Genomic DNA, 15,021 nt, shown 5'->3' on the forward strand with positions numbered 1-15,021 from the left:
TAAGAAATGTGAAAGACTATACTAAAATAAGCTTATAGACAGTTTTTTTTCAATCCATAAATTACCATTCTTGTTTGAGGTAAGTATGGGCTTCGCAAACCCGAAATCCCAAATCCATAATCCGAAATCTCTAAACTCTAGACCTGCTTATAGGCATAGTCATACATCTCGGCCCCCCCAGACCACGGGACAGCTCAGAGGATGGGATTTCCAATACCTCTACTCCCATATTTCGCAAAGCCCGATTCGTGTGAATATTTCTGTTATAAGAGATTACCCTTCGTGGACCAATTGCAAAGACATTTGCACCGTCAAACCACTGCTCACGCATGGCATAATCAGGATTGCCGGCGGCAGTGTGCAGGATCTCCAGGTGCGGAATCTCCCGCTCCAGAACGGTAAGCAGTGATTCTTTCAAAACCTCCCGTTTGATATGGACTTTATCATCTTTGATCTCTTTCAGCGTATACAGCGATGTCTGCAACACCGCATTCATAGCATCGGGATAGGTCAGTACCAGATTCTCATCCAAAATCGTAAATACCGTATCCAAGTGCATAAACTGGCGCTTTTGAGGTAGGTGAACCTCATACACCCGCTCTACTGTTCCTTCGGAAAGCATTGCTTTGGCAGCATGATAGATAGCCTTTTCATCAGTCCGTTCCGAATTCCCTATTGCTACCGCCTTATGGGATAAAATTATCACATCACCACCTTCTATACTTGGTGGATTATCATGGCCAAGTACTGGATAAAGTTGATTGATATTATCCTTGAAATCAAGGTGATTTTCAAAAATAGTCCGAAGCAAATCCGCCTCCCGCTGCCTGCCTTCCATCCGCATACTTGAAAAAATAATACCACCCGGAGTCAAAGCCATAGGATCACGCTGAAAGTATAAATTGGGACAAGGCGATATCACAAAGGCAAACTCCATTAGCTCACCCACATCCAGTTTCGGTAGTTTTCTCCGGAGTTCGTGAACCTTAAGCCCAGCAGTCAAAATCCCCGCACACTCAGCCGTAGAATACCGCTCCAGAATATCTTCTGCCAAATGAACCATCCCTGATCTTTTCAGTGACTCCCTCATCAATTGAAGCAAAATACGATGATCATACAATACCCGGATAAGCAACTCCCTCAACTGATAGACCTTTGCCCCTGTGGATTCCTTGATCAAGTTGGAAAAAGCATCATGCTCCCGCTGCAAAGCTTCGAGATAAGGAACATCATCAAACAATAAAAACTCCTTGTTATAAGGAGTAAGTCTGTCTATTTCCTTTCCCGGCCTATGCATCAAAACAGCTTTGAGCGTACCGAATTCCGAATTAAGTCTTAGATTCATCACGTTAACACTTTATCATCTATTTTAACGAATAATTACCATATCCCAATAAAATATCTAGTTTTATTGATGAAAATGAAAAAAAAGCGTAGCCTTAGCTATAAATTCCTCCCATTGAAATCCCATTGAAACTGAATTGAGGCACCATTGTTGATTGGTTTCAAAAACACTCAAGTCGTTTCCAATGAAATCAGAAAACAGCACATTCAAAAAAATCTCCATCACATTTACTTTAGTCTGTGCCTTACTGCTGGGAAGTTGTGATACACTAAGTCAACTGGGAAGCTCATTGAACCTAGGAACGCCCACTGATTCAGAAATCAATTCGGGATTGAAGCAAGCCTTGGAATACGGAGCCAGCTATGCTTCAGATCGTCTGTCCAAAGAAGATGGATACCTTGGAAATTTGGCTATCAAGATAGTATTTCCCGAAGAGGCAAAAAAAGTAGAAAGCACACTTCGTTCTCTTGGACTTGGGAGTCTTTGTGATCAAGTGATCACAAGCGTAAACCGGGCAGCAGAGGATGCCGCCATCGAGGCAAAACCGATATTCGTAGCAGCTATCAAAGACATGAGCATTGCTGATGTGAAAAACATTCTACTAGGTTCTGATAATGCCGCCACAAAATACTTTCAGAACAAAACCACCACTTCTTTGGAAGGCAAATTCAAACCCATCATTGAAAGCAGTTTAACGAAGGTGGGTGCTACCAGATACTGGAGTGATGTGATTGGTAGATATAATAAAATACCGCTTATGACCCCGATTGAGGCTGATCTATCAAACTTTGTGACTCAAAAAGCGATAGATGGTTTATTCTATGAAATTGCAAAAGAAGAATTGAAAATCAGGGAAAATGCTGCCGCCAGAAGCACCATATTGCTTCAGAAGGTATTTGGCTATGCTGATAAGCAGGGATCATAAAGCCAATGAAGATTCACTTTTATTTTAGATTTTTCAACATTTGGATAAACCTTAGATTTTACAGAAGAATTTAATTCTTGTATCTTAAAACCAATAGAAAACCATCGGTCAAATCCCGAAAGATTTTCAGCAATTATTCCAATATATTTGTATGACTGTACAATGCGTTGAGTACAGTAAATTTTATTTATGAACGAAAAGTTGACGATATTTTACACAGATGATGACATTGATGACTTGGAATTTTTCAAGACAATCGTCAGCATGATCAGTGAGGACTATGCAGTGATCACCCATATGAGTGGAAGCCAATTGCTCCATGCACTTAACAATCCTCCTCCAAATCCACACATGGTTTTCTTGGACATCAATATGCCGGGAATGAGTGGCTTGGAGGTCTTACAAACTTTAAGGAAATCAGAAAAATTTTCCAGCTTACCAATAGTCATGTTCTCCACTACGCGAGATGAATCCATTGTATTGAAAACCAAAGAATTGGGTGCAAATTACTATGTTCCCAAAGCTGAAAACTTCAAGCTATTAAGAAAGTCTATAGAGTACACCCTTCAAATCAACTGGGATAGTTTCATCGCAGACCGAAGTAACTACTTGTATGACAACAATTAATCATTCTTTTGATGAGTCTGGCTATTTCCTCTCCTTCTTTCGCACAAAAATTAAAACAAAACACCTCTCACTTACACCGGGAGTTGGAAAATCTCCCTATTTCTAAATCCATTCTCAAAGCCGAAGTCACAACTAAGGATTATTTGAAATACCTTGATCTTATGTGTGATGTGATCAATGACGTGGAAACAGAGATTTTTCCGCTTGTCAAACATGTAGTGAAGGATTTGGATAAGCGTAGAAAAAGGCATTTAATTACTCAGGATCTTAGAGCATTGGGTTTTGATAAATCCACCCATGCCAAAGTTTTGAAAGATCTTAAAATGGAAATTCCAACCGGTTTTGCGATGGGAATACTTTACGTAATTGAGGGTTCTACAATCGGCGGAAAAATAATCAGCAAGCATATCCAAAAAACCCTAGGGTACTCTTCCGAAATGGGGGCAACTTATTTTGCAGGATATGGAGAATTCACCGGTCTATTTTGGAAAAATTTTTTAATTGAGCTTTTAGCCTACGAAAAAACACACAACAACGGTAATGAAATAATTGAAGGAGCCAATTATACGTTCGCCATTATCAAAACGCACTTTACCATCAGCAAAGGCAGGTAGATTTTATGAAGTTAAAGGATATTGTAAATAGGGAAATAGTCAACCTGACCAATTGTGAACAGGAGCCTATCCACATACCTGGAAGCATACAGCCTCATGGCTTTTTGATCGGTTTGAAGGAAAATTCACTTTTGATTGATTATTGCAGTGCAAACACAACTGAATTCATAGGCATTTCTTACGTAGAAATTCTTGGCCACTCCTTCGATTCTATTTTTGGAGCACAGGCGAAGAAAGATTTGCTAGAATACATTTCCCAAGACAAAATGTTGTCTTCCCTCTTACTGAAAATCAGACTTCTTGATCGTGATTTTCTATGCACAGTGCATAAGAGCAACTCAATTTATATTGTAGAAGCCGAGCCTGTAACAACCAAACCCAAAGAAGCAAATGAGGTCTACGACCATACTTCTCAATTCCTCTCATATATGCATACCACACAGAGCCTTAGGGATCTGTGCAACCTTGTAGCCAAAGGAACAAGAGAAGTAACCGGCTATGACCGTGTGATGATTTACCGCTTTGACGATAATTACAATGGAGAGGTATTTGCCGAAAGCTGCAGGGAAGACTTAGAGCCTTTTTTGGGTCTTCACTATCCCCATACGGATATTCCTCCTCAGGCTAGGGATCTTTACATGAAAAACCTTCTTAGGATTATCACCGATGTTGATTATACTCCCGTACCTATTTTTACTGTAGATGATCAACACGATAAAATCCTTGATTTAGGGCTTTCTATTTTGCGAAGCACCTCCCCTATACATGTAAAATACCTGCATAATATGGGGGTGGGAGCTACTCTGACCATTTCCCTAATCTACAAGCAGAAACTATGGGGCCTGATCGCATGCCACCATTATTCTCCTAAAAACCTAACTCCTGAACTCAGACTTGTAGCTCAGCTGCAAGGCCATTTCATAACTTCTCAGATCGATGTAAGACAAGCTAATGAAGAATACGAGGTAACGAAAAAAGTCAATGCAGCTTTTGACAAGATAGACACCTTTAACATTTCGGAAGATCCCAATTCATTTGCGGAGCTCGTCAAGCAGCCAGAACTATTGTCACTATGCAATGCAAGCGGTGTTTCACTGGTCTATGAAGGAAAGGTTTATTTAAATGGAATAACTCCTTCTAAAAAAGAAGTGAAATTCCTTTCCAATCACTTTGCAGACAAGTGGGGTCGCACTAATTTTTCGACGGGGAAATTAATGGATATGCTGCCAGACTACAGGGGATTATGTGAAAAAATTGCAGGAGCAATCTATCATTCTCTGGATATTGACAGCAATGATTGCATTATCTGGTACCGTCCAGAAACCAAAACCGAAGTAAACTGGGCAGGAGACCCTAGCAAGTCCATTATCTTGGACAAAAAAGGTCTTTCTCCGAGAAATTCATTTAAACTGTGGAAAGAAATAGTAGAGTGCACCAGTAAACCTTGGCTACAGCCCGAACTGGAGACTGCAGCAGCCTATGCCAATAGCCTACAGCGACAGCTCAGCCTTATCAGGATCACTCAAGAGGAAAAAAAATATCGAAAGCTTAGTGAAATGCTGAAAGAAGCCAATGTAGAGTTAGAAAACATGAATTGGATAAGTTCCCATGATTTACAAGAGCCTCTACGCAAAATGCAGCTGATTTCCTCTCACTTGCTTTCTGAAGAGGATGTATCCGACAGTGTCCATCACTCCCTCAAACGTTTAAATCTGTCCGCTGGAAGAATGCGAACCTTACTTCAGGATATTTTGAAATACACACGACTGAAGTACTCTGATGAAGACTTCAAACGTACAGATCTGAATACTCTGGCAAAACAAGTTGCTAATCAGCTTACTGAAGGCAATACATCTACAAAAATTAAAGTTGGTGACTTACCTGAGGTCATGGGGGTACCGTTTTTTCTCCAGCAACTTTTTTCAAATCTGATTTCCAATTCAATAAAATACGCAAAAGCACACGAAAATCCTATAATTGAAATTTCTGCTCAAAAACACCCTGTGTCATATCCCACCGAGCTGGATGAACTGTACTATGTGGTTTCGGTCAAAGACAACGGAATCGGATTTGATCAGAAATATTCAGAGTCCATCTTCAACGTTTTCACCCGCCTTCATCTATCCACCGAGTATAGTGGATCTGGAATAGGGCTTGCACTGTGCAAAAAAATAATGGTAAACCACAAAGGATATATCACAGCCAAAAGCAGTGTAGGGAAAGGCACTGAGATTTCTTTGTATTTCCCTGTCCGACAGTAATTACACACATTTTATACTTGGAAATCAATATGTTGTCTCCTGATTTTTCCTATATGGGAGCTAATATTATCTAAAGATCATTTCTCATAGCACATTGTTAAACTAAGCTTAACTCGCTTCACGGGTTGTGTATATCTCTTTTTTCTACTTTTGAGACGTACAGCAAACTTTTTAACTCCTTGCATTTATTTTTCGCCCCGATTCATATCGGGGCCATTTTGCAGGAAGCTACATTTGCCTTTTTCTCCGCTTCCCGTATCTTAGAATAGAAATCCCCATGCTATGGAAACCACCTTACAGACACTCATTTTTGATCGTAAGAATCTTTCTGACAAAACACTGCTGGATCTGTATGAATCACTTTTACTACCTCGTCGTATAGAGGAGAAAATGCTAATTCTGCTCCGTCAAGGGCGGATTTCAAAATGGTTTAGTGGCTGGGGACAGGAAGCAATTTCCATTGGAGTAGTACATGCCATCCAAAAAGACGAATTTATCCTTCCAATGCATCGGAATCTGGGAATCTTCACAGGAAGAAATATTCCACTGGAGCGGCTTTTTTCCCAATTTCAAGGAAGACTTTCAGGATTTACAAAAGGCCGTGACCGCTCCTTCCATTTTGGGTCCATTGCTCACCATATAGTAGGAATGATCTCGCATTTGGGACCGCAACTTGCAATTGCGGACGGGATTGCGTTGGCACACAGACTTTCTGAAGAAAAGAAGGTTACAGTCGTCTTTTCAGGAGATGGAGCAAGCTCAGAAGGGGATTTCCATGAGGGTTTGAATGTAGCTGCTGTATGGAAACTTCCTGTAATTTTTGTGGTGGAACATAACGGCTATGGACTTTCCACTCCCAGCAAAGAGCAGTTTGCATTTACGCATTTCACCGACAAAGGTCCAGGATACGGAATGGAAGCAGTTCGAATTCAGGGAAACAATGTCTTGGAGGTCTATGAAACCATCAAAAAACTGGCTGAAGATATCCGTCACAACCCCCGTCCGATTCTAGTGGAAGCCCTCACTTTTCGAATGCGGGGACATGAGGAAGCTTCCGGAACAAAATACGTCCCACAGCAGCTTATGGACAATTGGGGGAAATTAGACCCAATGGCAAATTATGAGCACTATTTGGAAAAAGCGGGAATTTTAGATCAAGAGACTAAAAATGCAATAAACAAAAAAGTTAAAAACACCATCAATGATGCCTTGGATATTGCTTTTGCAGAAGAAGTAATCTCTCCAAATATAGAAGCAGAACAAGTGGATGTTTATGCGCCATTTTCGCAGCAGGTAAAGCACCCATCAGAAAATGGAATTAATGCTGAGAAACGGATGGTAGATGCAATCTCAGACGGCTTGTGGCAATCAATGGAAAAGTATCCAAACCTTATTCTAATGGGTCAGGATATAGGGGAATATGGAGGTGTTTTTAAGATTACAGATGGCTTCAAAGCAAAATTCGGAGCAGATCGTGTGCGAAACACCCCGCTTTGTGAAAGTGCTATTCTAGGAGCAGGACTGGGACTTTCTATCAAAGGATATAAATCCATGGTCGAGATGCAGTTTGCAGACTTCGTAAGTATAGGCTTCAACCAGATCGTGAATAATCTAGCCAAAATTCATTATCGCTGGGGCCAAAATGCTGACATCGTGGTCAGAATGCCCACAGGTGCAGGCATGGCTGCAGGACCTTTTCATTCCCAATCCAACGAAGCTTGGTTTTTCCATACGCCCGGACTAAAAATCGTCTATCCCTCAAATCCATACGATGCCAAAGGCTTGTTGAATGCCGCTTTCGAAGACCCTAATCCTTATCTGTATTTTGAACATAAAGCAATGTATCGCTCCATCTCAGCAGAGATTCCTGACGACTATTATACGATAGAGGTTGGCAAAGCGGCTTTGTCCCAAGTAGGGGATAAACTTTCTATCATCACTTATGGAATGGGCGTGCACTGGGCGGTTAGTGCCGTGAAGGATTTGGCTATTTCAGCTGATATATTAGACTTAAGAACACTTTTGCCATGGGACAAAGAATCCGTAATGGAAACTGTAAAGAAGACAGGCAAGGTGATTTTCCTTCATGAAGATTGCCTGACGGGTGGAATTGGCGCTGAGATTTGCGCTTGGATTTCGGAGCATTGTTTTGAGTATCTGGATGCTCCCGTGATGCGGGAGGGCAGTTTGGATACCCCTGTCCCTTTTGCCCCTACTCTCGAAAAACAGTTTCTGCCCATTGACCGGTTTAAAGAGAAACTGTCCCGACTTTTGGAATACTAATTGAATTGGATTCCATTGTATCCTTAGCCCGTCTATTACTGCTTTAGACGATGGAGCACTCAAACCTGACTAGATCACAATGAACAGATTCCCAAGCTATCTATTTTCCTGCCTTCTGCTTGTTGGGTTTATTAATACCACTGCTAATGGACAAACTTATATAGGAGGTATTGTTGACAATCATGCGGGGGTTCATTCCCTGTTGCTCAATCCTGCCAATACTGTAGGTTCAAAAATGAGATGGGACATCAACTTATTCTCTGCCAGTGCATTTGTGGGAAGTGATTATCTCAGTGTAGATCTACGCAATCTGGAAAGTTTCAGCAATGGATTTCAGATTAAATCAAGGGGAGATAACCCTTCCAACCACAATAATTTCTTTGGGAATGCAGACATTCTGGGGCCATCCGCTTTATTTAACTTAGATCAAAAAAACAGCTTTGCTTTCACTACCCGGGCTAGGGCATTCTTCAATATTACCAATCTTGGAGGAGATCTCTATGAGCTCGTTAACCTCGATTATAATGGTAAGACCAACTTCAATGTCACAATGGAAGATGCCTCGGGACTGGTCCATGCATGGGCTGAGATAGGCGCCACTTATGGCAGGTTGATTATGGCTAATGATACACATGCGCTCAATGGTGGTGTAACGTTAAAGTATCTTGTCGGAGCCGGGAGCACTTATGGATCCAGTCAACTGCTAAATGCCCAGTTTGACAGTGAATCCAATCTTTTGACCACCTCAGGGATCTTAAACTACGGTTACACTTCAGGGTTTGACTCGGATCACATTACCTTCTCAGACATCAAATCCGGGTTTGGTGCAGACATAGGACTCGCCTATGAATTCAAGGAACAAAATGTCAATACGTATTATTATCCCTACAAATTCAAATTGGGGGTATCTGTAATGGATATCGGTGCAATAAACTATGGGGGAACAAATCAGAGCACTTATGCCACGGACGGTTCCATCGATATCAGTCAATTTGATTACAAGAATCTTGAAGAAATCCTTGAAGACAATTTTAGTAGTTCCCAAGTCACCGGAAAAACAAAAATGAGGCTTCCCACTTCCGTTCAGTTTTTTGCAGATTATAACATCAACGGAAAATTCTTTGTAAGCGCACAAGGAGCTGTTTCTGTTAAAAGCAACGCTGAAATCCCTGTCAACAAACTTATTAATTCCTTTACGCTTACTCCCCGGTTTGAAAAAAGATGGATTAGTATCTACAGCCCTCTGAGTGTGAGACAATACGATTCAAGAGTAGCTTGGGGAATTGGCCTGAGAACAGGTCCTGTGCTATTCGGCTCTGGATCAGTTTTGACCAATTTGCTTTCCAACAATTCTAAAAGTACAGATGCGTATGTGGTCGTTAAAGTTCCTCTTTACAAATGAGATCTTTGCAGTTGCTTTGAGAGTGGGTTTCTGACTTTTTATCGCAACGGAAGATAATATTCTAGGCAAAAAACGCATGTAGGATACACTTGCAATTAACTCAAAAAACCGACTCATCACCCAAGCGAAACTCTACAGAATATTAATCCTGCCTATCTAAAAAAAGAGGCTACTACACAAAAGTGAAGCAGCCTCTTTTAAATCAATAAAAATCCACTTATTAGAACCCAGGGTTCTGGATCAATTTGTCAGTACCCACCAAATCAATTTGGTTCTGAGGAATAGGCAAAATTGCATGCTTCTCTGTGTAAGTCGCACCGCCAAGAGCATTCAGAAGAAGAGCACCATCATAGGATAAGTAGGCATTTAATTCTTCGGAAGCGATACCCCATCTTATCAAATCATAAAACCTATGACCTTCCATTCCCAATTCCAGCTTTCTTTCAAAGCGAACAGCAGTTCTGGCAGCATTAGGATCTGACCAAGGCGTAGTATAGAGACCAATTTGGTAATTAGCTGCAGGACCTGAGCCATCCAACTTCATCACTTCGGAATTCATAGCTCTTGTTCTTACCATATTTACATATTCTCTCGCTTTTTCGAGTCCACCGGTTTCTATTTCTGCTTCAGCAGCCATGAGCAATACATCTGCAAAACGAATAATATTGAAGTTGATCCCTGTATAGCCGGGAGTCCAGCTACTGTTATCCTGAAAAGAACCTACTTCAGTTCTAGAATAAACAAACTTTTTCACCGAATAAGGACCCGAGAAAGACTGTTGTCTTATCCATGATTGGCCAGGATGATCTTGCCAATCAATATAAGGAATACCTCTTCTACCGGCAGTGTGATCTACCCTGGGATCGATTGGTCCCTGATCAATGGTATAGGCAGCGTTTGCCGCTATCCCCATGTCATTCTTCACACTATTAGCAGAAGAATTATAAGATCCGTCCAATAATGGAAGACCATTAGCATCTGTTCTAAAGGAATTTACAAAGGTGAAACTTGGAGCAAAGAACCCACAGCAGACACCCGGTGCAGCAGAGTTGTATGGATTATTCAAATCAAACTCCGGATTCGCATTGTTTACCGAACCTGTACCCGCAGCGGACTGATATGACCAAACAGACTCCAGATTATTATCGTACTCTCCTCTAAAAAGATTCCCGTAGTTATCCAGTAAACCATATTTCTCACCACTACTAGTTACACCATTTGCAATAATATCATCGAAAAGAGCTTTTGCCTCAGAAAACTTATTCTGATATAGGTAAACTTTAGCCAGATAGGCTTTGGCTGCCCAAGAGTTCACCCTGCCTACCTCAGACTGGGTTTCAGGTAAATTATCTACAGCAAATTGGAAGTCAGCCTCGATCATTGGCCATGTATCTACATTGTTGACTACATCTTCCAATCCATCTTTGTAATCTACTGTCTCATCTACATAAGGGATGTTTTCAAAATTTCTTTTCAATTGAAAATAGTAATGGCCTCGAAGAAATCGTGTCTGGGAAGCAATCCTTTGGACATCTTCCTCAGTTACATCATCACCTCTCCCCGCCATTAGTCTCAACACATTGTTTGCCCGGGCGATCCCTTCATAATTACCATTCCAGCTATCCAAGAGATTCTGGTTTGTCGCATCTGTCTCAAATCTCTGGATTGGATTGATTGTGTTGAAATCCCCGGGATCAGTACCCTTATTAGCATCACCGCCTCTAATACTACCCCAAACCCAGTTGGAAGGAGAAGCCATTCTATTGGCTCTACCATTTACCTGAGAATACACTGCGATTAGTGACGCCTCGAAACCGGCCAAGCTAGTTGCTTGAGGTTGGGTTAATTCCCCTGTTGGAGTAACTTCCAGAAAATCATCGCTACAGCTCACCGCTACCATCAAAATAGTGGAGGCAATCAGAGCACCGACTTTTATTTTTATATTTTTCATGTGTTTTAATCAATTATAGTTTCTATAACACGATTCTAATTCTACGAGTGAGCTTAAAAGCTTAAGTTCACACCGAAAGTATACCCACGGGTAACCGGATAGTTTCCTACATCGATACCAAAGGTCAAATCGGCATCACCACCCACTGCAGGATCGAGCCCTTCGTAACCGGTAATGGTGAATAAGTTATTTGCAGAGGCAAATACTCTCAGACGTTCCAATCTCCATCTTTCTAATAAGGAAGCGGGAAGCGTATAACCGATGGTCACATTCTGTAACCTCAAATATGAACCGTCCTCTACATAGAATGAATTACCCACACTAGAAGTAGAGAAGTTTGCCGCCTTTTCTACGATTGGAATAGTGGCATTCAGATTCTGGGGAGTCCAGGCATCTTTGAGGCGTTCAGAAGTTGCCGCCCCTTCAAACGTAGAATAGAAATCAGTAAACCATTTTGACTGGTTCCAAATCTCATTTCCAATAGAAGTATAAACATAAGCTGAAAGATCAAACCCTTTGTATCCAAGAGTGAAGTTCATTCCGCCTGTGAAAGTAGGAATTGGGGAACCAAGTGTTTTTCTATCTTCTGCATTAATTACACCATCGTTATTGATATCCCTATACTTAAATCTACCAGGAGCAGCCCCGTCTTGAGTAGCATGATTGGCTACATCTTCAGCTGAACTGAATAACCCTTCTACCTCATATCCAAAGAAAGAAGAAAGGGATTCACCAACCATATTTCGGATTGGCTGAATACCTCTAAAATCAGGATTCGCAGAGGTGATTATTGTTACATCGGGAGCCAAGGAAACAATTTCATTCTTCAACAATGAACCATTAAGAGAGACATCATAAGTGAAGTCTGAGGTAAGATTTCCTCTAAAAGCTACTAGAAGATCCACTCCCTTGTTTACCATTTCACCTACATTTATCGCCGGAGGGGCTGCATCATACCCTGCAGTGGAAGGCAGTGGAAGTTGAAACAATAAATCCTTAGTATCCTTCTGCCATAAGTCGAAAATCACATCCATACGACCATTAAAGAAGGTACCATCAAAACCAATGTTTTGAGTAACTGCGGTTTCCCATTTCGCATCAGCGTTACCAATCCTAGTCCTTCTGTAACCAATCAAAGCCCCAGAATTGGATCCTGTGATATCATAGGAGGATGCTCCTACATTACCACCAAAAAGGGTATATTGATTATTTGGATCTACGTTATTGGAGTTACCCATTTGTCCCCAGCCACCTCGAATTTTCAATTCGTCCATCCAGGTGAAGTTGGACATAAATCCTTCCGACGAAATCCTCCATGCGGCCGAGAATGCAGGGAACACACCGTATCTATTATTCACACCAAATCTAGACGATCCATCGCGTCTAACGACCGCACTAAACAAGTATTTGTCATTGTAAGTATAATTTAGCCTTCCAAATATTGAATAGAAGTTCACTCCCTTATACAGACTTGAGTTAACGATTCTGCTAGAAACCGGTAAATTGGTTATTGTAATAAAGTCTGGATTTTCACTAAATGGATTCTGACCCGAAGCCAACATATTTCTACCTGAACCATCATTCAAAGATTCCATTCCAGCCAAGAAATCAAACGCATGCTTATCAAATGTCTTTTTGTAAGCTAGTGTATTCGTAAAGGTCCATGCAAACTCATATCCCGACCCCTCATTATACCCAAAGGCAGAATTATTCTCTAGATTCTCGTACTGGTGTCTCGAATAGTTATAGGAATAGTAGTTATCATAACGACCTCCAATTGAAGTCCTAAAAGTCAAATCATCAATAATGTCCGCTTCCAGGTATACGTTTCCAAAAATATTCGCATTGAAATTTCTGTTGTCTTTCAACGCATCACGCTCTGCCACTGGATTTCTTGGGTTGTTAAACCCTTGGGCAGCTGTACCGGCATATCCGCCAAACTCATCGTAGACAGGAATTATAGTGGACATACGAAAGGCCCCTAAAATTGAGTTTTCATCCCTTGACACACCTTGTCCACCAACTCCCCCACTTATGCCAAGCGCTCTTCTATAAGTAGCTTGAAAATTTTCTCCTATTCTGATTCGTTTAGTCACATCAAACTCAGAATTGGCTCTAAAAGTTATTCTACGAAGCGTGTTGTTCAATAAAATACCTGCCTGATCCTGAATGCCCAATCCTACAAAGAATCTGCTGAATTCAGAACCTCCATTGATCCCCAATGAGTGGCGATTCAATGGCGCATTTCGTGTAATCGCTTTAAACCAATCTGTTCCTTCTCCTGTAGCTGCTCTAACTATTTGATAAATATCACCTTTACTATAGTCTACATTATACTTGGCAGCCTCCTCAGCCAGTCTATCTGGTGAGAATGGACCTGCAACTCCACCTTCTCCCCCAACTCTAATGTAATATGGCAATACCGGCGTTTCACCAGTCCCGAATTGGGGATGGTCAAATTTAGTTTCCCTTCCTTCAGCCGCTGCTGCATTTCTCTCTGCCAACCAGGTATATTCTGCCTGATCCTGAGGACTCATCATATCGATTCCTTTACCGGGCGTTGTAATACCATACATCCCATTGTAATCCACTCTGAGCTTCTGGTTTCCTCTTCTACCCCTCTTGGTCGTGTAGATAATCACACCACTTGCCGCCCTAGCTCCATAGATGGAAGCTGCCGCAGCATCTTTCAACACGGTAGTGGATTCTATGTCATCCGGATTAAGGAAATCCGTAGATTGTACAGGAACTCCATCGACAACGTATAACGGTTCGTTACCTCCAAAGGCTCCAAAACCACGCACTCGAATAATTGAAGTTGTTCCCGGCTGACCGTTGGTAATTACCGTAACCCCAGAAACACGGCCTTGAAGAGCCTGTTCCACGTTACCGGTGGGAATTACTGCCAAATCTTTGGAATCTACCGTGGCTATAGCACCTGTAGTCTCTCTTCTACTGTCAATGGAGTAACCCGTTACTACCATCTCGGTTAGTGTTCTTTCATCAGGAGCCATTTTAATATCAACGACGCTCCTATTTCCAACTGCTTGCTCTATTTTGCTGTAGCCGATAAATGAGAAAACCAGAACGGCATCATCATTCGGCACATTGAGGGAGAACTTCCCGTCAATATCTGTAGCTGTACCGGTAGCAGTTCCTTTCACCAGGACTGAAACCCCGGGAAGTCCCATATCATACTCATCCAGCACTGTCCCGGTCACGGTTTTTTGCGCAAAGGCAGCCGCACCGGTAAGGACTAAGAGCAGAAATAATGCACTTAGATTTTTGTAAATATTTTTCATAAATATAGATAGATTGGGTAACAAGATTAATTTCAAAACTTGTCATTCTTAATGTGTCATCGCAATCGATTGCGACATTACTCAAACTAGTAGCAAAAGATAATCTCCTGATCTACAGGATACTTCTGTACTATACCGTGGCTTTTTCAAAAACCAGCTAATTGAGAAACCTTTAGGTTTGAGAGCATCTGTAAGTGATGCTGCATGGATGGGTGGGCACACTACTTCTAAGTAGAATAGGTCATAGGCAAATATTTTGGGTTACGGTAATTGCACTAAAGCACCAATGTTAAATATTCTCAAACAAAATT

General features: G+C 41.4%; 9 protein-coding genes. 6 read left to right on the forward strand and 3 right to left on the reverse strand.

The genetic code is table 11. The features are described 5' to 3' along the window. Positions 1 to 130 precede the first annotated feature (130 nt). A complete protein-coding gene (locus ID165_RS15650; RefSeq protein ID WP_192085928.1) occupies positions 131 to 1,345 on the reverse strand; it encodes an arginine deiminase family protein in 1,215 nt (404 codons plus the stop codon). Between the two features lie 184 nt (positions 1,346 to 1,529). Here ID165_RS15650 and ID165_RS15655 point away from each other — a divergent pair, with 184 nt between their 5' ends. The 6 genes from ID165_RS15655 to ID165_RS15680 all read left to right on the forward strand — a co-directional run bounded on the left by ID165_RS15655 (position 1,530) and on the right by ID165_RS15680 (position 9,457). After that, a complete protein-coding gene (locus ID165_RS15655; RefSeq protein WP_192085930.1) occupies positions 1,530 to 2,270 on the forward strand; it encodes a DUF4197 domain-containing protein in 741 nt (246 codons plus the stop codon). Between the two features lie 189 nt (positions 2,271 to 2,459). Beyond that, a complete protein-coding gene (locus ID165_RS15660; protein ID WP_192085932.1) occupies positions 2,460 to 2,897 on the forward strand; it encodes a response regulator in 438 nt (145 codons plus the stop codon). An 11-nt stretch (positions 2,898 to 2,908) separates the two neighbouring features. Beyond that, entirely contained in the window at positions 2,909 to 3,511 is a 603-nt protein-coding gene (locus tag ID165_RS15665; RefSeq protein ID WP_192085934.1) for a biliverdin-producing heme oxygenase, read from the forward strand. A gap of 5 nt (positions 3,512 to 3,516) precedes the next feature. Beyond that, positions 3,517 to 5,772 (forward strand): ATP-binding protein, encoded by a 2,256-nt coding sequence (locus ID165_RS15670; RefSeq protein WP_192085936.1) that lies wholly within the window; start codon positions 3,517 to 3,519, stop codon positions 5,770 to 5,772. Between the two features lie 282 nt (positions 5,773 to 6,054). Next, positions 6,055 to 8,055: a thiamine pyrophosphate-dependent enzyme gene (locus ID165_RS15675; RefSeq protein ID WP_192085938.1), complete on the forward strand. Its 2,001-nt coding sequence runs from the start codon at positions 6,055 to 6,057 to the stop codon at positions 8,053 to 8,055. A 79-nt stretch (positions 8,056 to 8,134) separates the two neighbouring features. Next, on the forward strand, positions 8,135 to 9,457 hold the full coding sequence (locus ID165_RS15680; protein ID WP_192085940.1) for a DUF5723 family protein: 1,323 nt from the start codon (positions 8,135 to 8,137) through the stop codon (positions 9,455 to 9,457). Between the two features lie 220 nt (positions 9,458 to 9,677). On the opposite strand, the gene ID165_RS15685 is transcribed toward ID165_RS15680, so the two are convergent. After that, positions 9,678 to 11,408, reverse strand: coding sequence for a RagB/SusD family nutrient uptake outer membrane protein (locus ID165_RS15685; RefSeq protein ID WP_192085942.1), 1,731 nt, complete (start codon positions 11,406 to 11,408; stop codon positions 9,678 to 9,680). A gap of 53 nt (positions 11,409 to 11,461) precedes the next feature. Next, complete coding sequence (locus ID165_RS15690) at positions 11,462 to 14,710, reverse strand: TonB-dependent receptor (RefSeq protein WP_192085944.1); 3,249 nt, start codon at positions 14,708 to 14,710, stop codon at positions 11,462 to 11,464. Positions 14,711 to 15,021 lie beyond the last annotated feature (311 nt).

Origin of the sequence: Algoriphagus sp. Y33 (assembly GCF_014838715.1) — a bacterium.
In the GTDB taxonomy this organism is placed as follows: Bacteria; Bacteroidota; Bacteroidia; order Cytophagales; family Cyclobacteriaceae; genus Algoriphagus.